This is a genomic window from Arthrobacter sp. zg-Y844 (genome assembly GCF_024385465.1).
Lineage (GTDB): Bacteria > Actinomycetota > Actinomycetes > Actinomycetales > Micrococcaceae > Arthrobacter_B.
This window is the reverse complement of record NZ_JANFLS010000005.1, coordinates 62,717-83,696: the sequence shown is the minus strand read 5'-3', so window position 1 is coordinate 83,696 and position 20,980 is coordinate 62,717. Positions and strand designations below refer to the sequence as shown.

16 protein-coding genes and 1 tRNA gene are annotated in these 20,980 nt (G+C 66.1%); 9 read left to right on the top strand and 8 right to left on the bottom strand.

Annotated features, from left to right (window positions below; genetic code table 11):
* Nucleotides 1-185: 185 nt before the first annotated feature.
* Nucleotides 186-4,685 carry an ExeM/NucH family extracellular endonuclease gene (locus tag NNX35_RS15175; protein ID WP_255868209.1) on the bottom strand — a complete coding sequence of 1,500 codons (4,500 nt, stop codon included), beginning with the start codon at nucleotides 4,683-4,685 and terminating at the stop codon, nucleotides 186-188.
* A gap of 404 nt (nucleotides 4,686-5,089) precedes the next feature.
* Here NNX35_RS15175 and galT point away from each other — a divergent pair, with 404 nt between their 5' ends.
* Both galT and galK read left to right on the top strand, forming a co-directional pair.
* A complete protein-coding gene (gene galT / locus NNX35_RS15170; RefSeq protein WP_255868327.1) occupies nucleotides 5,090-6,199 on the top strand; it encodes a galactose-1-phosphate uridylyltransferase in 1,110 nt (369 codons plus the stop codon).
* Nucleotides 6,196-7,407, top strand: coding sequence for a galactokinase (gene galK / locus NNX35_RS15165; protein ID WP_255868208.1), 1,212 nt, complete (start codon nucleotides 6,196-6,198; stop codon nucleotides 7,405-7,407). The genes galT and galK overlap by 4 nt, the downstream gene beginning before the upstream one ends.
* Here the strand turns inward: galK and NNX35_RS15160 are convergent.
* A complete protein-coding gene (locus tag NNX35_RS15160; RefSeq protein ID WP_255767449.1) occupies nucleotides 7,394-8,023 on the bottom strand; it encodes a hypothetical protein in 630 nt (209 codons plus the stop codon). The two genes, galK and NNX35_RS15160, sit on opposite strands and share 14 nt — an antisense overlap.
* Nucleotides 8,020-8,496, bottom strand: coding sequence for a MarR family winged helix-turn-helix transcriptional regulator (locus NNX35_RS15155; protein WP_255767450.1), 477 nt, complete (start codon nucleotides 8,494-8,496; stop codon nucleotides 8,020-8,022). Before NNX35_RS15155 ends, NNX35_RS15160 begins: the two co-directional genes overlap by 4 nt.
* Before the next feature lie 220 nt (nucleotides 8,497-8,716).
* Between NNX35_RS15155 and NNX35_RS15150 the strand changes: the two genes are divergently transcribed.
* Nucleotides 8,717-10,531, top strand: a complete 1,815-nt coding sequence (locus NNX35_RS15150; protein WP_255767451.1) for an NAD(P)/FAD-dependent oxidoreductase — start codon at nucleotides 8,717-8,719, stop codon at nucleotides 10,529-10,531.
* A 233-nt stretch (nucleotides 10,532-10,764) separates the two neighbouring features.
* Here NNX35_RS15150 and NNX35_RS15145 read toward each other — a convergent pair whose 3' ends face one another.
* Nucleotides 10,765-11,823 carry an SMP-30/gluconolactonase/LRE family protein gene (locus tag NNX35_RS15145; protein WP_255868206.1) on the bottom strand — a complete coding sequence of 353 codons (1,059 nt, stop codon included), beginning with the start codon at nucleotides 11,821-11,823 and terminating at the stop codon, nucleotides 10,765-10,767.
* A gap of 241 nt (nucleotides 11,824-12,064) precedes the next feature.
* Nucleotides 12,065-12,155 (bottom strand) — tRNA-Ser (locus NNX35_RS15140).
* A gap of 62 nt (nucleotides 12,156-12,217) precedes the next feature.
* Between NNX35_RS15140 and NNX35_RS15135 the strand changes: the two genes are divergently transcribed.
* From NNX35_RS15135 to NNX35_RS15110, 6 genes are all read left to right on the top strand, one after another.
* Nucleotides 12,218-13,195, top strand: coding sequence for an NAD(P)H-quinone oxidoreductase (locus NNX35_RS15135; RefSeq protein ID WP_255868205.1), 978 nt, complete (start codon nucleotides 12,218-12,220; stop codon nucleotides 13,193-13,195).
* A 211-nt stretch (nucleotides 13,196-13,406) separates the two neighbouring features.
* Nucleotides 13,407-15,701, top strand: a complete 2,295-nt coding sequence (locus tag NNX35_RS15130) for a carbon starvation CstA family protein (protein WP_255868203.1) — start codon at nucleotides 13,407-13,409, stop codon at nucleotides 15,699-15,701.
* Nucleotides 15,698-15,898, top strand: coding sequence for a YbdD/YjiX family protein (locus tag NNX35_RS15125; protein WP_255767457.1), 201 nt, complete (start codon nucleotides 15,698-15,700; stop codon nucleotides 15,896-15,898). Before NNX35_RS15130 ends, NNX35_RS15125 begins: the two co-directional genes overlap by 4 nt.
* Nucleotides 15,899-16,110: 212 nt before the next feature.
* Nucleotides 16,111-16,782: a bacterial proteasome activator family protein gene (locus NNX35_RS15120; protein ID WP_304661274.1), complete on the top strand. Its 672-nt coding sequence runs from the start codon at nucleotides 16,111-16,113 to the stop codon at nucleotides 16,780-16,782.
* Between the two features lie 7 nt (nucleotides 16,783-16,789).
* Complete coding sequence (locus NNX35_RS15115) at nucleotides 16,790-17,266, top strand: hypothetical protein (protein WP_255863703.1); 477 nt, start codon at nucleotides 16,790-16,792, stop codon at nucleotides 17,264-17,266.
* A 128-nt stretch (nucleotides 17,267-17,394) separates the two neighbouring features.
* On the top strand, nucleotides 17,395-18,231 hold the full coding sequence (locus tag NNX35_RS15110) for an aldo/keto reductase (protein ID WP_227905102.1): 837 nt from the start codon (nucleotides 17,395-17,397) through the stop codon (nucleotides 18,229-18,231).
* A 64-nt stretch (nucleotides 18,232-18,295) separates the two neighbouring features.
* Here the strand turns inward: NNX35_RS15110 and NNX35_RS15105 are convergent, their stop codons facing one another.
* The 3 genes from NNX35_RS15105 to flgK are packed head-to-tail and all read right to left on the bottom strand — an operon-like array spanning nucleotide 18,296 to nucleotide 20,976.
* Nucleotides 18,296-18,688, bottom strand: coding sequence for a flagellar assembly protein FliW (locus NNX35_RS15105; RefSeq protein ID WP_255863704.1), 393 nt, complete (start codon nucleotides 18,686-18,688; stop codon nucleotides 18,296-18,298).
* Entirely contained in the window at nucleotides 18,685-19,572 is an 888-nt protein-coding gene (flgL, locus tag NNX35_RS16250; RefSeq protein ID WP_255767463.1) for a flagellar hook-associated protein FlgL, read from the bottom strand. Before flgL ends, NNX35_RS15105 begins: the two co-directional genes overlap by 4 nt.
* A 3-nt stretch (nucleotides 19,573-19,575) precedes the next feature.
* Nucleotides 19,576-20,976: a flagellar hook-associated protein FlgK gene (gene flgK / locus NNX35_RS15095; protein WP_255767464.1), complete on the bottom strand. Its 1,401-nt coding sequence runs from the start codon at nucleotides 20,974-20,976 to the stop codon at nucleotides 19,576-19,578.
* Between the last annotated feature and the right edge of the window lie 4 nt (nucleotides 20,977-20,980).

Here is a 20,980-nt window from a genome sequence, read left to right as displayed (position 1 = left end):
GGGGTGGATCCGGCGGCAGGGGAGAAGAAGACCGGTTGTGGTGCTGCTCCATGAAAATGTCTCCTGTTCCGACGCCGGCTTCCGGACCATTGCAGGTATGGATCACCACGATAGCCGTCCACAGCGCAGAAGCGCCGCCCCGGGTAAACCCAAGGCGGCGCTTCTGTCATTGCTTTGCTAGCCGGTTACTTCCGTCCGGCCAGGCACAGAATGTACTGCGCCAGTTCGTAGGCGTAGCGGACCCAGCCGCGAACGTCCCACCACTGCTTCGGAGCGGTCGGCGCCTTGCAGACCGGCGCCGGCGCCGGCGCTGCAGCCTTCTCGACCGTGACCGGCAAGGTTACCGTGGTGCCGGAACCAGCAGCCGTCAGCACCAGGGATCCGGCGCCGGAGGCCGACGCGGGAAGCGTCGCGGTCACTGTGGCGGCACCGGCGCTGACCGGTGCCGTGCCCAGGGCCGTGGAGGTGCCGGCAGCATTCACGAAGCTGACTGCCAGCGAGGTGTTGGCAGGGCTGCCGAGTGATGTCAGGTCCAGCTGGCCGACGGTGAACGTCGCTGCCGTGCCTGCCTTGACCGTGGTGGGTGCACCCTTGACGACTACGCCCTGACGGGCAAAGTCGGGAGACAGGGGACTGTTGGCCGAGATGTAACTGATCCAGGCGTCACGGTCTACCAGTCCGGTATCGCGGGTGTTCTTGCCTTCGTTGAAGACGGTGAAGTTGTCGCCGCCCTGGGCCAGGAAGCTGAACGTACCCACCCGGTAATCCCGGGCCGGGTCTATGGCGGCACCGTTGATGGTGACGCTTTGGATCCGTGAGCCGCGGGGCTGGTCCGGGTCGAAGGTGTAGGTGATGTTGTCCGAAAGGCCGAGGGCCAGGAAGGCACGTGAACTGCCGTCCGGCTGCCACTGCTGCTCCAACATTGTCTTCAGCTGGGCACCGGTCAACGTGGTGGTCCAGAGGTTGTTGACGAAGGGCAGGACCGCGTTGGCCTCGGCGTACGTTATGACGCCGTCCTCGCCGTAGTAGAGCTCGGCACGCAGGCCGCCCGGGTTGGTGACACCGATCTCGGCGCCTCCGCGTTCGGGGGCTGCAAGGGTGGACAGGAGTGAATCGGCCACCAACGCGCCAAGGGTGGATTCGGAACTGCGGTCATCGCGGGCAGTACCCACGAAGGCCGAGGTGATGTCTCCGGTGACGGAGCCGACGGGCTGGTTGCCCACCTCGGCCGAGTAGGCCAGGGCGGCGTCGACAATCCGCTTTACCTCGGCCACGGCCGGGTAGGCGGCTACCAGTTCCGGTGCGGCCGTCTTGGTGCGGGCCACGTTGGCTGCGGTGTAGGACGTGACCTCGTCGGTTGCTGCGTTGTATTCGAGCCGGATCTGGCCGATGAATTCACCGTAGGAACCGGTCTGCACCACGGGACGGGTCTTGCCGTCGCCGCCGGGAATGGCTGCATCCCAGGCGTACTGCTTGTGGGTGTGCCCGGTGTAGATGGCATCGACCAGCGGGGTGGTGTCATTGACGATCTCCGCGAAGGCACCGCCGGCCGCCAGCTCCTGATCGAGGTTGGCGCCGTCGGGGGTGCCGCTGCCGGCGCCCTCGTGGTATTCGGCGATGATCACGTCGGCGAGGTCCTGCTCCACCAACTGTTCGGCTACGCGGTTGACCGCTTCCACCGGATCGCCGAAGTCCAGGTTGCTGATTCCGCCCGGGCTGACCAGGCTTGCAGTCTCCCGGGTGATGGCACCGATAACGGCAACATCGACGCCGTTGACGTCGATGATCTCGTACTCCTGAAGTGCAGGCGTGGTGGTGCCCTTGGTGTAGACGTTGGCGCCCAGGTAGGGGAACTGTGCACCCGCGTCGACGCGGCCGGTGAGGTCCGCGAAACCACCGTCGAACTCGTGGTTGCCGACGGCCGAGGCCTGCAGCCCGAGGGCGTTCAGGACATCAAGGGTGGGCTGGTCCTGCTGCACCGAGGAAGCGAACAGGGACGCGCCGATGTTGTCGCCCGCGGAGAGGAACAGCGAGCTGCCCTCCGGTGCGCCGGCCTTCAGTTCCTCAACGGTTCCGGCGAACGGAACCGTGTTGGCATCAATCCGTCCGTGGAAGTCGTTGATGTTCAGCAGGTTCAGCGTGGCGGTGTCCGTACCTTCGGCGGTCAGGTCCATGCCGACGAGGATCGGGTCATGGTCCGAGGCCCGGTAGGGATCCGGTGCGTAGAAATCGGTGGCGTTGTAGTTGTAGCGGCTGTATTCGAAGGCCACCGACTCCACGGAGTTGATGTTCCAGATATCCGCGCCGGTGACAGCTTCATTGGCTGCCGGGGAGGCCAGGATGTGGTCCAGGCTGCCGACGGTCCCGCCGAAGGCATAGGAGTGCTTGCCCGTGGTTGCGCCGAGGTCAACGTAGCCGGCGTCAACCAGCACCTTGATGGGATCCTCCGCGTGGTAGGCGTTGAAATCGCCGAGCAGGAACACCTTGTCCGTGCCGGCTGCTTCCGATACGGTCCCGGCGAACTCCACCAGTGCCTGCGCCTGGCGGACGCGGTCTGCGTTAAAGCCGCCCTGGCCGGTGTCGGCATTCTCGCCGGAGGAGGGCGCCGAACCCTTGGACTTGAAGTGGTTGGTGACGGCGAGGATTTCGGTGCCGTCTTCCGCGCCGGCGGGGCGGAAGGCCTGGGCCAGCGGTTCGCGGGCGTTGGAGAACGCCTCTTCGTTGTCCAGGATGGTGGATTCGCCGACAGGTTCGGCGGTTCCGGTGCGGTAGATGAAGGCGGAGCGGATCACGTCTTCATCGGCAGGCAGAGCCGCGGGGGAGCGGACGTAGTCCCAGGTTCCCGGTGCCTGTGCGTTGAGGGCTGCCACCAGGCGCGACAGCGCATCGTCGCGGTTCTTGCCGAACTTGGCGGAGTTCTCCACCTCCATCAGCGAGACGACGTCAGCGCCCAGGGCGTTGATCGCGGCCACGATTTTGGCCTGCTGGCGTTCCAGGTTCGCTGCGTTGGCGGCGCCTCGGGCGTCGCAGCCTCCGTTGACGGTCACGGGTTCGCCGCTGCGGTTCTTGTAGAAGGTGCAGCCGGACAGCGTGTCACCGGTGGTGGTGAAGTAATTCAGCACGTTGAAGGACGCGAGCTTCAGGTTGCCGCCGACACTCTCGGGCGCCGCGGTGCGGGTGTTGGTGAACGACGCCGGGGTGGCCGTCGCCGCGTTGGCCTGTGTCAGTTCGGTCAGCGGCTGGAACTTCCAGGCACTGTTGCGGAAATCGAGGATCACGCCGGTGCTGAAGGTTGCTGCGGCACCTACCCGGACCGGGTTTTCCGGTGTCAGGTAGGGCAGGGGCTTGCCCTGGTTGGCGGCGTTGAGGAAGTTGGTGCTGGCACCGTCGTCGAGCTTCACGGCACGGGCAGCATTGTCCGCCACGACGGCGGCGTGCTCCGGGGTACCGACGGCAGCTACGGCGGTCGGCTGGACAAGCGGGGAATTGCCGGCTGCGAGGCCGATTTCTGCGTACTGGTTCAGCGAGAAGTTATCGGTGACGGTGAACTCGCCCTGAGGCGACAGCAGCATGCCCTCAAAGGTCTCGCGCTGTTCCTCGGTGGCCGGCCAGGCTACGGCGGCGGGCTTGACCTCGGGCGCTGCTTCGCTGAGCTTCGTCATGGCGCCGTCGGCGACGGTCAGCTGCGTGAGGTTGTAGTACTCGCCTACGGTACCCGTGACCTCGACGTAGTCGCCGGCGGTCACCTGGCCTGCAGTTGCCGCGGAGAAGATGAAGATGCCTTCCGATGCGGTGTGCGTGGCCGGGTTGATGTCACCGCCTGTACCCGGGGTCTGGATGTAGTAGCCGTTGAAGCCGCCGGTGGCGTAGACGCCCGTGACTTTGCCGCGGGTTGTGACCGTCTGGCCGATCAGCGGGCTGGCCGCACCGGTGCCCTGGATCTCGGCGATCGGAACCGCGTCGCCCGGGACCGGCACCGGTACCGGCGTCGTGGGTGTGGGTGTCGGTGTGGGGGTGGGCTCGGTGGGAGCCGTGCCGGCCGAAGACGTGGGGGTGACCGACGTGCTGAGGGTGAAGTCGGCGGCGTTGTTGTTCGAATCTGAGAACCCGGTGCGGTTCAGCGACTTCGGATCCGAGTTGCCGGCGGGCGCGGCCGCGCCTGCGGTCTCGAAGGTGTTGGAGGTGCCGTAGCCGATCAGATCGACCACGCCGGGAGCGCCGATGACCGAGCCGGTGGGCAGGGGATCAACGCGGGTGCCTTGGTTCGAGAGGATCAGGGTGCCGCCGCCTCCGGCGAAGCTGGCGCCGATGGAGGCGTCGGCGTTCGGGAGGGCCGCGCCGGTGGTGCCGTTGCTGGCGCCGGAAACCAGGTAATACCCGCCCGGAGCGATGCTGCCGGAGAGGGTACCGATGCCGGTGGGCGCCGCGGTGGCGGTCGCGGACCGGTACTGGAGGGACCAGCCGTCCAGGCTCACCGGTTCACTGGTGGGGTTGTAAAGCTCTACGAACTTGGTGTTGAACGGGGCGTTGGCGCTGCCGCCGGAAAGGTATGCCTCGTTGATGATGATGCCGGGAACGGCAGCGTTGCCGTCCTGTGCGTAGGCCGGGAATGCGGTCAGCGGGGCGGCGAGCAGGCCTGCTGACAGGGCGGTCCCGAGCGCGGCCTTCCATGGGAAAGGTCTCATGCCTCATACTCCTTGGTCGGCCGTGCGGGCCGACAGGTAATGGCCGCCGGAAACGGCGGCAGGGGATACAGCGAGTGATTACGAAGGGTGATGCTAGGCGGGGCGGGTTACGAGCAGGTGTCCGTCCGGTGACATGCGTCCATGCATGAGCTACGGGAAGGTTCCGCCTCGTCCCCCGAGGAGGCGGAAAAGTGATCGCCAGCACAGTGTACGGCCTCACACCCCCACTTCCTGCCACGAGGTACCGAGGAGTAACAAAGGAACGCCCGCTCACCGAGGGTGCCACGAAGGTTCGGCCCCTTATGGTCGTAGTGAACGCAAAACGAGTTCCTATCCGCCGAAGAGGAGGCCAATACGTGTCCGGCCAGTTCCCTGCTGCTGATTCCGGTGCGGTTGTGCAACCGATCGTCCACCGCCGGCACCGGCTCGCCGACGGCCGGGAGTCGCTGTTCTTCACCGACCGCGGCGGGCGACCGGTGGAAACCGTCGTGGATGCCCGTCCGCTGGATCCCCGTTCCGGCAACGGGGAGGTGCGCTTCGACCGGCTAACGGGGGAGTGGGTGGCAGTGGCCGCCCACCGCCAGGCCCGGACCTACCTGCCGCCCGCCGACCAGTGCCCCCTGTGCCCCACCCGTCCGGGACGGAGGTCGGAAATCCCGGCGGGGGATTTCGACGTCGTGGTCTTCGAGAACCGTTTCCCCTCCCTGGGACCGGAACTCGGCATCCTGCCGGAGCCGGAGCCGGAGGGGACAGGGGATGAACGTGTGCTGTGGGGGCGCCCCTCGCCCGCGTTCGGCCGCTGCGAGGTGGTGGTCTTCACCCCGGAGCACAACGGCTCCTTCGCCTCGCTGCCGTACACCCGCGCCCGCACCGTCGTCGAGGCCTGGGCGCAGCGCACCGGGGAACTCTCGGCCCTGCCGGGCATTGCGCATGTGTTTCCCTTCGAGAACCGGGGCCAGGACATCGGTGTCACGCTGCACCACCCGCACGGGCAGATCTACGCCTATCCGTATGCGGCGCCCCATGCCGCCCGGCTGGCCCAACGCTCCCGGCAGCACCTGTCGGAGCATGGCCGGGCACTGATGGGCGAGCTGCTCCGGGACGAGTCCGAGGCCGGGGACCGTATGGTCCTGGCGGGCAGGCACTTTTCCGCGTATGTGCCGTACGCAGCCCGCTGGCCGCTGGAAATCCACCTGGTGCCGCACCGCCAGGTCCCGGACCTGGCCGCGCTCACGGGGGAGGAACGCGACGAACTCGCTGCCGTCTACCTCGAACTGCTGCAGCGGGTGGACGGACTGTACGGCACCCCCACCCCGTACATTTCCGCCTGGCACCAGACGCCGGTGAATGCCGCTGATCGGGAGGCGGGCTGGCTGCACCTGCAGCTCACCAGTCCCCGACGGGCAGCGGACAAACTGAAGTTCCTGGCCGGCTCCGAGGCGGCGATGGGTGCCTTCATCAACGACACCACTGCGGAGCAGACCGCCGCCCGCCTTCGGGAGGTGCGCGTATGAGCGCGCCGGTTCAGCCGGTGCAGTCCCGGGCGGAGAACCTTGCCCGGCGCTTTGCCGAGGTGTACGGCGCCGAGCCCGACGGCGTGTGGCGGGCTCCCGGGCGAGTGAACCTGATCGGCGAACACACGGATTACAACAACGGCTTCGTCCTGCCGTTCGCCATCGACCGCAGTGCCCTCGTGGCCGTGCGGCTGCGCCGGCCGGGGGAAACAGGGGAGCCCGACGTCGTGCGCCTCGCCTCCACCTATGCACCCGAGGGTGGGGAGCTGTCCCGTGCGCAGTTCCGTACCGGCGGGCTGGAGCCGGGCGGGGCCGGCGGCTGGGCGGCGTATCCGGCGGGTGTGGTGTTCGCACTGGAGCACAGCGCCGGCGTCGTTGTTCCCGGTTTTGACCTGCTGCTGGATTCCAGCGTGCCGGTAGGTGCCGGCCTGTCCTCCTCGCACGCCGTGGAAGTGGCCGTGATCGTGGCGCTGAACGAGCTGCTGGAGCTGGGCATGGACCGGCCGCGGATGGCCCGGCTGACCCAGTACGCCGAAAACGAATTCGTCGGTGCGCCCACGGGCATCATGGACCAGTCGGCATCGCTGATGGGACAGGCGGGCGGTGCGCTGTTCCTGGACTGCCGCAGCCTCGACTCCGAAACCGTGCCGCTGCCCCTGGCCCGGCACGGACTGGAAGTGCTGGTCATCGATACGCGGGTGGTCCACAGCCACGCCGACGGCGGCTACAGCGCCCGGCGCTCGTCCTGCGAACGCGGAGCGGCGGCGCTGGGTGCGGCGTCGCTGCGGGAGGTGCCTGCCGGTACCTCCCTGAACCGGTTGGACGGGGAAACCCGGCGGCGGGTCCGGCACGTGCTCGGAGAGAACGAACGCGTGCTGCAGGTTGTCGGGCACCTGCGGGCTGGCGACGTCGCCGGCATCGGGAACCTGCTGACCGCTTCCCATGCCTCGCTGCGGGATGACTTCGAAGTGTCCTGCCCGGAGCTGGACCTGGCCGTGGACACGGCGCTCGCCGCCGGTGCGCTGGGTGCCCGGATGACCGGCGGGGGATTCGGCGGCTCGGCCATCGCCTTGGTCCGGCAGGAGGACGAGGATCAGGTCCGTGCGGCTGTGCGGGGGGCCTTCGCGGGTAGAGGTTTCCGGGAGCCCGCCCTGTTCACGGTGCTTCCCGCGGACGGGGCCGGACGGATCCGGGTCACCCGGCCCTGAGGGGAATGACTGCCCGGCCGCTCCGGTCGCCCGAATTGCCGTCCTCGCCCTGCGAATACACCGCGAAGGAAATCGTTGCGGTTTTTTCACCCCACTGCACGGAAAAGGCTCCGCCACTGAACGGATCGTAGCCGTCATCGGTCAGCACCTGGTCCCGGTATGCGTAGACCGGGCCTTGCACCTGTTCGTAGACGGCATGCGAGCCGATCAGCAAAATGCTCTGGTTGTTGATCAGCAGTGTGTGCTCTCCCGCCGGCGCTGAGATTTTTTGGTAGCCGGGCCCCGAGAAGAAAATGGTGAGGAATCCATATCCAGCAAGGAGGAGCAACCATGCGCAGGTGATGATGCCGCCGAGGAAGCCGGCGGCACGACGCAGAAAGACATGGCGAAAGAGGCCGCTGAACCAGGGAACGAGTGTCCAGGAAGCTCCGAGGAAGAAACACCAGGCCGCCACCAGTGCAGCCACGATCAACTGGCCTGTGCCGATTCCCGCCCCGAGGTAAAGCAGGGTCCCGCTGGCTTGGAGCACGCGGAGGAGATAGGCCAGAGCCATAAGGCTTGCCGCCTGGACCAACGAGTTGGCCCCGGGGATGATGCGCGGCGGCAGACCCGTCATTTCTTGGCGTCCGCTCCACGGCCTATCTCGGCATGGACGGCGCGCATGCCCTGTTCGAGCGCGCGCAGGTCATTGATCGACAGCCGGGAGAGAATATCGACATTAAGTTCGGGGCGTCCGGCCACGAGCCGGCGCACCACCGTCCGTCCCAGCGGTGTTGCCTTCACCCGGCGTACCCGTGCATCCAGGGGATCCTCCGAACGGACGGCCACGCCCTGGGCAACGAGCCGGTCGATCAGGCCGGACATGGACGCCATGGAGACTCCGAAGGACTCCGAGAGGCCCCGGCCGGTGGCACCCTCCTCGGCGGTGACAAGAACGGTCAGGACCTTCAACTGGCGCACTGTCAGGTCCGTGGACAGCAGCGGATCGAGGAAGGCGGGTAGGGCCGTCGACTGCAGGGAATCGGCCAGTTCTTCGAGATTCAGCAGCACACGTTCGCGCTCCTGTTGCTCATTGCTTCCTTCGGTCATGAGTTCACCGTAGTGGCCGCGGACGTGTCGGCAAACACAGGGGTCAGCGAACCCTCAGTCAAATTAGTTAGGGTGAGGCTAACCGTTTATCGGTTTTTGAGATATACCGGCGTCCCCGCGGCTGCAGTTCGGAGTGAGACGGACTCCGAGCGCACCGGCGTCGTAGTCCTCCCGCTCTGCCCTGGGTCACGGGAACGCGCAAGCGAAGCGAGGACACTACATGAGCAGCACGCAAACCCCCATAGCGTACGAGCGCATAGAAGACGGCCTGGACGTCGAGGCGTTGAGGGCGAAGTACAAGGCGGAAAGGGACCGGCGGATCCGCCCGGACGGCGCCACCCAGTACCAGCCCGCCAAGGGAAAATTCGGCTACTACGCCACTGATCCCTACACTCCCCGCACCGAGCGGGAGCCATTGACGGACACCGTTGAGGTGCTGGTGATCGGCGGCGGGTTCGGCGGGCTGATGACCGGAGCCCGGCTGCGGGAGGCAGGCGTCGAAAGCATCCGCATGATGGATGAAGCCGGCGACTTCGGAGGCACCTGGTACTGGAACCGCTACCCCGGCATCCGCTGTGACATCCAGTCCTACGTCTACCTGCCGCTGCTCGAAGAAGTGGGTTACATGCCCAGCGAGCGTTACGCGCGGGGCGAGGAAATCCGCCGGCACGCCGTGGCCATCGCCGAACGCTTCGACCTGTACCGCGACACCGTTTTCTCCACCCGCGTCACCGGCCTGACCTGGGACGACGAAGCGCTGGAATGGATCGTCACCACCGACCGCGGGGACTCAATGCGGGCCCGCTACGTGATCACCTCCTCCGGAACGCTCACCCAGCCGAAGCTGCCGGGCATCCCGGGCATCGACTCCTTCAAGGGGCACACCTTCCACACCAGCCGGTGGGACTACCGCTACACCGGGGGAGACCAGTCCGGCAACCTCACCGGACTCGCGGACAAGAAGGTGGCCGTGGTCGGCACAGGTGCCACGGGCATCCAGGTGATTCCCATGGTGGCGCGCGACGCCGAGCAGCTCCTGGTCTTCCAGCGCACGCCGTCGTCCGTGGATATCCGGAACAACCGCCCCACCGACCCGGCCTGGGCCGCCTCACTGAAGCCGGGCTGGCAGAAGGAACGCATGGAGAACTTCCTTGCCGTGGTCTCCGGGGAACCGGTGGAGCAGGACCTCACCCGGGATGGCTGGACCTCCGTCCCGCAGCTGCACCGCAAGATGATCAGCGGCGCCGTCGACAAATCCGTGTCCGCGGAGGAACGTGAACGCCTCGACGAACTCGTCGACTTCCGGAAAATGAACTCCATCCGCGCCCGGGTGGACGAGGAAGTCTACGATCCGAAGACGGCCGAACTGCTCAAGCCCTGGTACCGCTATATGTGCAAGCGTCCGACCTTCAGTGACTACTACCTGGAGACCTTCAACCTGCCCAACGTGACGCTGGTGGATACGGCGGACTTCGGCGGCATCACCCGCATCACCGAGAACACCATTGTGGTGGGCGACGAGGAATACGAGGTGGACTGCATCATCTTCGCCACCGGCTTTGACGTAGGCGTCTCCGGTGTCACCTCCGGGGCCATGCCGGTAACCGGGCGCAGCGGCCAGACCCTGCTGGAAGCCTGGGGCCGGGGCCCGCGGACGCTGCACGGCTTCTACACCCACGGCTTCCCGAACCTGTTCCACCTCGGCTCGCTGCAGAACGCCAATTCGGTGAACTTTGTCCACATCCTGATGGAACAGGCCAACCACATCGGCGCCGTCATCGGCAGGGCACGCGAGGCGGGTGCCCGCTACATCGAACCGACGGCCGAAGCCGAGGCCGCCTGGGGCGAAACCATCCAGCGGACCTCCGCGGACAACCGCAAGTTCGCCGCGGAATGCACGCCCGGCTACTACAACCGCGAGGGCAACCCGCCGCCCGTCAGCTTCTCCTTCAGCCCGGGGCCGGTGGTGTTCCACCGGCTGCTGAAGCAGTGGCGTGAGGAAAGCATCGACGAGGTGCTGGTGAGGGAGGCTTAGGCTAGCTCGCCTCAGCCCCGCTCACCTGCGGGGCTCGGCAGCCCCGCTCACCTGCGGGGCCTGGCTCCGGCGGCAACGAAATTCCAGAGCTCGCAGAGCTCGCTTGGAATATTAAAGCCGCCTCCGCCAGGCCCCTACGGGTGTATGCCACCCCTAGCAGCGAGCAGCGAGGATCGGCCACACCTCGCCAGGACAGCCGGCACCTCATCCGTGCTGTTCTGGGTGGGGGGAGGTTAGCCGCCGTTTGATTGGCGGATGCCGGTGGCCAGGGCTTCGAATTCGTAGATGAAGCCGCCGGCAGGGCCGCTGACCGTAAGGTATGCCTCGTTGGTGCCGGGCTTGATGGCGATATTGGTGGCCGAGGTGAGGCCTTCCCGGTCCTCGGCCGGCACGGTGACGGTGGACAGGAGTTCGCCCCGGGGGCTGTAGACAAAGATGCGGGGCTGTCCGTGGACAGCCTGGTAGACATTGCCGTCGGCGTCCACGGCGTTGGAATCCGTCTGGCTGGTGCCGCCGTCAAAGTGCATGCCGGGGTGCGAGGTGGTGACTTCGGTTTTGTCCTCGTTGAGCACCAGGTAGTCGATCCGGTTGTCCATGTACTGGCTGACCCACAGGGCTTTGAAGTCCTCGCTGAAGGAGATGCCGTTCGGGGCGGCAAGGTTCTCGGCGAGGACGGTGGCCTCGGCGGTGTCCTTATCGATCCGCACCACCCGGCCCTTGGCTTCCCATGCCGGATCCGCGTAGCCGGTGGAATCGCTGACGAAGAGGTTTCCCTCCTCGTCGAAGGCCAGGTCGTCCGGGCGTATGGGGGCGCCGTCGACGTCGCCGGTAAAGAAGGTTTTGTGATCCTTGCCGTCGGCGGTGATGCTGTCGATTTTTCCGCCGGCAAAGTCCGTCAGGTAGATCCGGCCGTCCTTCGGGCTGAACTGCGCTGAGGTGTAGGCGCCGTTGCCCTCGGTGTAGACGCGGGAAACGGATTCATCCTCCACGTCCACCCGCATCACCTTGGCTTCGCCGGCCGGAGCCGTGACATCGACAACGAACAGGCCGCCGTCGGGCCCGAATGTGGGGCCTTCGATGAGGGTCATGCCGGTTTCCGGATGGATGGAGCTGACCTGGAGCACACGCTCGGCGGTCTGTTCGGGAACCAGGTGCATTCCGGTGTTCGACGCCGACTCGTCGTGATCGTCGTCCTCACCGGCGGCGCATCCGCTGAGTGCGGCGGCCAGACCGAGGGTCAGCACTGCCAGGCGGACCGGCTTCGGAAAAGAGGTGGGAGAGGTGCGGGACATGCTGGGGCTCCGATGCGGTGAGGGACTGCGGAAGCAATTACTTAGGACCACCCTAAGTGATTGGCGCCTTCGCCGGCATGGCCCTAGAGGGAAGCCGTGATGAGCGGTCCCTTCTGTACAGCAAAGGCGGTCTGGAACCCACTTAGCCAGCATCAGCTGTACACAAGGAGGTGCCGGGCCTGCAGAGCCTGGCCGTTAAACAAAAGAAGCGGCCCCTGATCAGGGACCGCTTCTCGTTGTCTGGCGGAAGGTAAGGGATTCGAACCCTTGGTACGGGGTTACCGCACACTGGTTTTCAAGACCAGCTCCATCGGCCGCTCGGACAACCTTCCTCACTATGTAGTCTGGCAGAAGGGATGAAATCACCAAAATTCCCTAAACCTGGAAGGACAGCATGAAAGCCATCGTTATTGGAACACCCGGCGGACCGGAAGCACTGGAACTGCAGGATGTTCCTGCTCCCGAGGCCGGACCGGGCGAGGTCCTGATCGACGTCATTGCCGCCGGCATCAACCGCGCAGACGTGATGCAGCGCCAGGGTTACTACCCGGTGCCCGCCGGAGCATCCGAGTATCCGGGCCTGGAAGTCTCCGGCCGCATTGCCGCGCTGGGTGCGGGCGTTGAAGGCTTCGCAGTGGGAACCGAAGTGGTGGCACTGCTGACCGGCGGCGGATACGCCGAGCAGGTTGCCGTCCCCGCCGGGCAGGTCCTGCCCCTCCCGGACGGCTTCGACGCCGTGACCTCCGCGTCCCTGCCGGAAACCGCCGCCACCGTGTTCTCCAACCTCTTTATGGCCGCCGGCGTCAAGGAGGGGGACTATGTCCTCATCCACGGTGCCACGGGCGGCATCGGCACCATGGCCATCCAGATGGTCGCCGCGTTCGACGCCGTTCCGATGGTGACCGCAGGGTCGGCCGAAAAGCTGGAACTGGCCGAATCGCTCGGCGCGAAGGTCCTTATCAACTACAAGGAGCAGGACTTCGTCGAGGCGGTGCATGAAGCCACTGACGGCCACGGTGCGGACGTCATCCTCGACGTCGTCGGTGCGAAATACCTGCAGCGGAACCTGGACGCACTCGCCGTCGCAGGCCGTCTGGTGATTATCGGGCTGCAGGGCGGCACCAAGGCGGAGCTGAACCTGAACCAGCTCATGACCAAGCGCGCTGCCGTCATCGGCACCACCCTGCGCGGCCGGCCCGTGGAGGAAAAGGCCGCCATCATGTCCGCCGTCGGCGAGTACGTCTGGCCGCTGCTGGTTTCCGGCCAGATCCGGCCCCTCGTGGACCGCACCTTCCCGCTGGCCGACGCCGCCGCCGCGCACGAGTATTTCGACTCCGGGCAGCACGCGGGAAAGATCCTGCTGACGATCTAGGCAAGCACCCCGCCGGGCGGCATCCCGCCCGGCGGAATCCCGACGACGACGGCGGCCGCGCACCTGTGCGGCCGCCGTCACGTATGTCTGTGACCGCCGCCTCACGCGCTGGTAATCTCAAGGTGCAGGGCCACTCCCTGCCCCCGTTCGGTACGTATGTCAATGCAGACAAGCCACCGCAGACAAGCCACCGCAGACAAAAGGGATCATCATGAGCGAGAACCAACGGCGCCGGGCCGACAACCGGCAACCACTGGACGGCGACGTCCTGGAACAGGACCCGGCACTGCCGCCGGTGGCCGTGGACCCGGAAGTCCTCGAGGCGGAGGACCGCCGCTGGACGCCCGCGAAGATCGCCGTTTGGGCCGGCATTGCCCTGCTGGGCGGTTTCAGCTGGACCATGCTCGCCGTAGTCCGCGGCGAAACCGTGAACGCCATCTGGTTCGTGTTCGCCGCCGTGTGTACCTACCTCATCGGCTACCGCTTCTATTCAAAGCTCATCGAAGCGAAGCTGCTGAAGCCCAATGACCGCCGCGCCACCCCCGCCGAATACAAGGCGGACGGCAAGGACTACGCCGCCACGGACCGCCGGGTCCTCTACGGCCACCACTTCGCCGCCATCGCCGGCGCCGGACCGCTCGTCGGACCGGTCCTGGCCGCGCAGATGGGCTACCTGCCCGGCACCATCTGGATCATCGTGGGCGTGGTGCTGGCCGGTGCCGTCCAGGACTACCTGGTGATGTTCTTCTCCATGCGCCGCGGCGGGCGCTCCCTGGGCCAGATGGCGCGGGATGAACTCGGACTTATCGGCGGCACCGCCGCCCTGATCGCGACCCTGGTCATCATGATCATCATCGTGGCCATCCTTGCCCTGGTGGTGGTGAACGCCCTCGCCGAAAGCCCGTGGGGTGTCTTCTCCGTGAGCATGACCATCCCCATCGCCCTGTTTATGGGCGTGTACCTGCGCTACCTGCGTCCCGGCAAGGTCACCGAGGTCTCCATCATCGGCTTCGTCCTCCTGCTCGCCGCCATCATTGCCGGCGGCTGGGTTGCCGGGACACCGCTGGGCGACGCCCTGACCCTGGAGCCGACCACCATTGCGTGGGGCATCATCATCTACGGCTTTATTGCCGCCGTCCTGCCGGTCTGGCTGCTGCTGGCCCCGCGAGACTACCTCTCCACCTTCATGAAGGTGGGAACCATCGTGATGCTGGCCGTGGCCATCATCATTGTCCGCCCGGAGATCAGCGTTCCGGCGGTCAGCGAGTTTGCCAGCCGGGACGATGGACCGGTGGTCGCCGGACCGCTCTTCCCGTTCCTCTTCGTCACCATCGCCTGCGGCGCCTTGTCCGGCTTCCATGCCCTGATTTCCTCCGGCACCACCCCGAAGATGCTGGAGAAGGAACGCCAGACCCGCTTCATCGGCTACGGCGGCATGCTGATGGAGTCCTTCGTGGCCATCATGGCGCTGGTGGCTGCCATCTCCATTGACCGGGGCATCTACTTCGCCATGAACTCGTCCGCCGGCGCCACCGGCGGAACGGTGGAAGGCGCGGTCGCCTTCGTGAACGGCCTGGGCCTGGCCGGTGTGAACCTCACTCCGGACATGCTCTCGTCGCTGGCATCCAACGTGGGCGAGGAATCCATTGTGTCGCGCACCGGCGGCGCGCCCACCCTCGCCGTCGGCCTGGCCACGATCATGCAGAGCCTGATCGGCGGACCCGGCATGATGGCGTTCTGGTACCACTTCGCGATCATGTTCGAGGCCCTGTTCATCCTCACCGCGGTCGACGCCGGCACCCGGGTGGCGCGGTTCATGCTGCAGGACACCATCGGCAACGTGGCCCCGAAGTTCAAGGACATGTCCTGGCGTCCCGGAGCCTGGATATGTACGGCAATCATGGTCGCCGGCTGGGGGTCGATCCTGATCATGGGGGTCACGGACCCATTGGGCGGCATCAATACGCTGTTCCCGCTCTTCGGCATCGCCAACCAGCTGCTGGCCGCCATTGCGCTGGCCATCTGCATGGCGATCATTGCCAAGAAGAACGCATTCAAGTGGCTCTGGATCGTGGCACTTCCCCTGGCGTTCGCCGCAGTGGTGACCATCACGGCGTCGTTCTACAAGATCTTCTCGCCGGTGCCGAGCGTCGGTTACTGGGCCAACCACGAGGCCTTCCAGCAGGCACTGGCCGACGGGAAAACCAGCTTCGGCACGGCCAAGACCGTGGAGGCCATGGAAGCGGTGGTGCGCAACACGCTCATCCAGACCACGCTCTCGGTGGTGTTCGTGACCCTGGCGATCATTGTCATCATCACGGCCATCATTGCCAGCATCCGGTCCTTCCGTTCGGGCGGCGCCCCGAGCGCCGAGGATCCGGCCGTTCCGTCCCGCACCTTCGCACCGGCCGGTTTCCTGGCGACGCCCGCTGAAAAGGAGATCCTGGCCCAGTGGGAGTCGCTGCCGGAGGCTGACCGGCCCGCAAAGAGGGCGGCGCACACATGAGTGCCGCCGTCGCCGTCCGCCAAGGGGTCACCGGGTTCGTCCGGTTCTTCCGTGACGTGATGGGGGAGGACGCCTACCGCAAGTACACGGACTTCCATGCCTCGTCCGGCTGCACCTCGCCGCTGATGAGCGAACGCGAGTTCTGGCGGGACAAGATGGACCGGCAGGACGCCAACCCGGAGGGCCGCTGCTGCTAGCAAGGCGGGCGATCCGGCAATAAGGACGACGGCGGCACCGCAGCTGATTGCCTCAGCTGCGGTGCCGCCGTCGTTGTTTCGCTTTGTTGCTTCCCCCTTGGGACGCCTGGGCCCGGCCTGTCGAACCGGAGAAAACGCCAAAACGGGAGGACGATACCGGAAAACCGCCCGCCCGCGGGGCAACCGCCGCCAACCGTGAGAGCATTAATGCCATGACTGAACAGAACGGATCCTCCGAGCGCCGCGAGGCGGCTCCGGGGACTGGGCAGAAGTCAGAACAGACACCGGCGGACGATGGCACGGCCCGCGCCGTTGCGCCCGCCGGTGACGCCGGAGCGGTGAACCACGCCGGGGACAGCCGGGAAGCGCCCGGGCACGGTAAAGGCAAGGCCGGACCGGCGAAGCTCAACGAACTGGTGGATGAGCCGGCAAAGGTCATGCGGATCGGCACCATGATCAAGCAGCTGCTGGAGGAAGTCCGCAACGCACCGCTGGACGATGCGGCACGCAACCGGCTGGCGGAGATCCACTCCCGGTCCCTGAAGGAACTCGAGGACGGGCTGGCCCCGGAACTCGTGAACGAGCTGCACCGGATCAACCTGCCGTTCACGGACGATTCCACCCCTACCGACGCCGAGCTGAGGATTGCGCAGGCCCAGATGGTGGGATGGCTGGAAGGGTTGTTCCGCGGCATCCAGACGGCCATTGCCGCGCAGCAGACCGCCAGCCACGCGGCCGGGCGCCTGCAGCTGCGCCAGCTGCCGCCCGGAACCATACTGGCGCCGGGTGTTGTTATCGGAGACGATGGGGAACCTCACCGCGCTTCCCAGGGGACGGGCAGTCCGCGGCAGGAACCACAATCGGGCCCCGGCCAGTACTTGTAGGACGTTGATGGTACTTTTTGCAGCCGCCCGGCAGGGGCGGAAAGACGACGCGGAGCTCGGCAAGGGTGTCTGGCGCCGTGCGCACGACCGCTTTACGCGGGGCCTGGACCGCTATTACCAGATGCTCGAGGGCGTGCAGGATGACGCCATCTACAACGAGCTGGTGACCGTGGCCAATGAGCTCGCCGGGCTGCTTCCGCGCGTCCGGGAGGTGTGCGCCTCTGCCCAGCTGCAGCTGCCCAGTACCGGACAGAACATACCCGGAGCGTTGACCGCAGTGCACCGGGCACTGTCCCGCAGCGGCAATTCCCTCGCTGCCGCCGCCGAAGCCGCCGCCATGTCGCGGCTCGAAGGGGAGCGCTGGGGGATCGCGTCCGCCGGCCTGGACAATGTGCGGCGGCGGGCGGAACTCGTCCAGGAGGACGTGGTTGAAGCCGAACGCGCGCTGCTCAGCGCGCAGGAAACCGGGATTTCGCGGAAGTAGGAAGCGGTTTCCTGAAAATACCGGTAATACCGCAAAAGAAACCTGGAAATCCGGGAATACGTTACGTGGGGTTTTCGCGGTGAGCTTATCCGCTTTGTCCTGCCCGGCATCAGGGCAAGGATGAGGAGATGACTACATCACCGGTACTGACTTTCAATGACGGCAACACCATCCCCCAGCTCGGCTACGGCGTGTGGCAGGTTGAGGACGAAGTTGCCGAAAAGGTAGTGGGACAGGCATTCGAGGTTGGCTACCGCCACATCGACACGGCCAAGATCTACGGCAACGAAGCCGGCGTCGGCCGCGCCATCGCCGCCACCTCCGTCCCCCGCGAGGACATGTTCATCACCACGAAGGTGTGGAACGCGGACCAGGGCTACGAAGAAACCCTTAAGGCCTTCGACGCCTCCATGGAGCGCCTCGGCCTGGAAACCCTCGACCTGTACCTGATCCACTGGCTGCAGCCGAAGCAGAACAAGTACGTGGACACCTGGAAGGCGCTGGTCGAGCTGCAGAAGCAGGGCCGCGTGAAGTCCATCGGCGTCTGCAACTTCACCAAGGAAGCCCTGCAGGAAATCATCGACGCCACCGGCGTTGTCCCGGTCCTGAACCAGGTGGAAACCCACCCGTACCTGAACCAGGCGGACCTGCGTGCCTTCGAGGCCGAGCACAATATCCTGCACGAGTCCTGGTCCCCGCTGGGCTCCGGCAAGGGCCTGCTCGAGGATCCCAAGCTCGTTGAGATCGCCGCGAAGTACGACGGCGCCACCCCGGCCCAGGTCGTCATTGCCTGGCACCTGGCCCTGGGCAGCATTGTGATCCCCAAGTCCGTCACGGAATCCCGTATCCGGGAAAACTGGGAAGCCCTGAACCTCACGCTGAGTGACGAAGACATCGAGGCGATCAACGCGCTCGACAACGGCACCCGCTACGGCGCGGATCCGGCCACGGCCGACTTCGCATAAGCCTTCCGGCTTAAGTACAAAAGGCGCACGTTCCGCGGAACGTGCGCCTTTTTGTGTTGGAAACCTATGCGGCCACCGGCTCCAGGGGAGCACGGACCGGCCAGTCCTGGCCCTCAAGGATCACCTGGGCGCAGCTGCCCGTGGACAGATTGACCACGATCGGCGCCAGCAGGTTCACGGTGGTCCCGCCGACCGTCGGATTGGCCACCACCAGCACGGCGGCGTCCTCGGGAGTCTCCAGTTCCAGCTGATAACGCTGTTCGTCGGTGATTTCCGGGTGGTAGTCCGGAAGATAGACGGAGGCGTCCAGCACGTAGAGGCGCCTGCTGCCGCCGTCGGCGCTTCCGGCCGCGGTCATGGCGAACAGGCCGGCGGCGCCGTCGATCTCTTCGAGGTCGAAGTGCACCTCCGGAGCCAGCCCCGGAGGAGGAGTCAGGAACGTCAGGCCGGTGCTCATCGCAGGAAGTCCATGAGCGTCGGCTGAAGTGCCTTGGCCGTCACAGCGAGGGCCGACTGATAGGCGACTTCCTGCAGCTTCATGTCCAGAATGACCTTCGCCGTGTCCAGGTCTTCGATCCCCGAGCGGCGGGTTTCCAGACTGATGGACTTCTCGGCCAGGTTGTCCTTGGCATTGAGTGTGGCTGCATGCCGGACGCCGAGCGCGGAATGTTCCATGAGGACGGTGTCGGCCGCCGCGTCAACCTTCGTCAGGTAGCCGCTGACGTCGTTGTTCGCTTCCAGGTCCGCCACGAGGTTGTCCATCATCCGAAAGACCGAGTTGTCTCCCTTGCCGAAAACGGCCTCACCGTCGGTGTCCACGCGCATCTGGGTACTGCTGTCCAGTCGGCGGGTGGTGGGGGTTCCGCTGCCGCTGTAGGTGTAGGCGCCGTCCGTTTCGGTGAACGCCTTGCCGGTGTCCGAGGTGCCCGCGAAGACCGTGCGGCCAAGGTGGGTGGTGTTGGCCTCGCGCAGCAGATCCGTCTTCAGGCCGGAGAGTTCCGTGGCGATGGCCTTGCGGTCGGTCGGCGAAAGCGTGCCGTTGGCAGCGTTCAGCGTGAGGTCCTTGACCCGGCGCAGGATGTCAGTGGTATTGGTCAGCGCATTGTCGGTGACGGTAAGCCAGCCCTCTGCGTCGCTCACGTTGGACGTGTACTGCACGTTGGCCCGGATTTCCGACCGTACCTTCAGTGCATTGGCGGTCCCCGTGGGATCGTCGGACGGGCGGGCAATGGCAGCGGAGGAGGCGACCTGCTCCTGCAGTTTGGCCATCCGGGACATGCTGGCCTGCAGGTTCTGCTGGGCCGTACGGGCCATGGTCTGGTTCGTGGTGCGGCTGATCACGGGTTACCTTCCAACAATTCCGGTGCGGTTAATGAGGGTGTCAAGCATTTCGTCAATGGCGCTCATGACGCGGGAGGCACCCTGGTAGGCGTGCTGGTACATCAGCAGGTTCACGTTTTCTTCGTCCAGGTCCACCGAGGCGTTGGAAAGCTGAAGATCCAGTGCGGAGGAGGACGCGACGTCGGCCAGCGTTGCCTGCTGCAGTTCGGCTCGGCTCTGCGACGCGGTGGCCGTGACGAAGGCGCTCCAGACCTTGTCCGCGGACCCGGCCTTGGAACCCAGCTGGGCAATCTGGTCGGCGATGCCGCCGTCGAGTGTTCCCGAGCCCGGCCGGCCGGAAGCAATGCCGGAGGCATCGGTCGGCACAGTGGCCAGGGTGGTTGCGGCCGGGGTGCCCACGCTGAAGAAATCTCCGCCGGCGATACCCGCTGTGGTTGCGCCTTGACGGTGCAGCTCGTTGACGCTGGAAGCCAGCGAGGCGGCAACCTCGTTGTAGGAAGCTGCGGCCTGCGCGAAGACGCCGCCGTTGCCGGCCGAGGCGAGGAGCGACGTGGCGCCGGCAATTTCGCCCTTGCCAATGCCTGCCGAGCCGGGCCGGTCGGTCCAGCCCACCACGGGTTCCTGCGCATCGTCCATGGTTTTTCCGCCGGTGACCTGGAGCGAACGGGCATTCGTGCCGGACACCAGTGCATTGCCGTCGATGAGGACATCCACCATGCCGTCGGAGGATTCCCGCACCGTGGCGCCGCTAAGCGCTGCGATGGTGGTGGCCAGGGCGTTGCGCTGGTCAACGAGTTCGTTCGCCGACGCGCCGGAGGCAAGCGTGGAGCGGATGGCCCCGTTAAGGCTGGCCAGCTGCTTTGCGCTGGAATTCAGCTCAGTGACCATGTCATTGAGGCCGCTGCGGGTGCTGTTCCACTGGTCCCGGACCGCGTTGTAGCCGTTGGCGATCTGGCCTGCGGCGGTACTGGCCGCGCTGAGCAGTACGGCGGCGGCCGTGTTGTCCGAGGGATTGTGGGAAATGCCGTCCCAAGCGGCGGAGAAGTTCTGCAGCGCCGTGGAGAGCCCGTTCTTGCCCGGCTCGTTGAAGCCGTCCTCCAGCTCGATCAGCGCGTTGGCGCGGACGGCGGAATAGCCTGCGACGGCGGCGGTGCTGCGTACCCGGGTGTCCAGCTGCTGGCTGCCCAGCCGGGCAATGGAATCCACCGATACGCCCTGGCCTACCCCGGTAGGGGCGGCGAACCTGCCGGCCGGGGCGAGGGAGGGCGCTGCGGAAGTATTCAGGCGCTGCCGCGTGTAGCCGGCCACGTTGGCGTTGGCCACGTTCTGGCCGACGACGTCAAGGCCCTTGCGGGCGGCGGTGAGGCCGGTGTACGCCGTGTTCAGGCCGCTGAAGGTGCTCATTCTC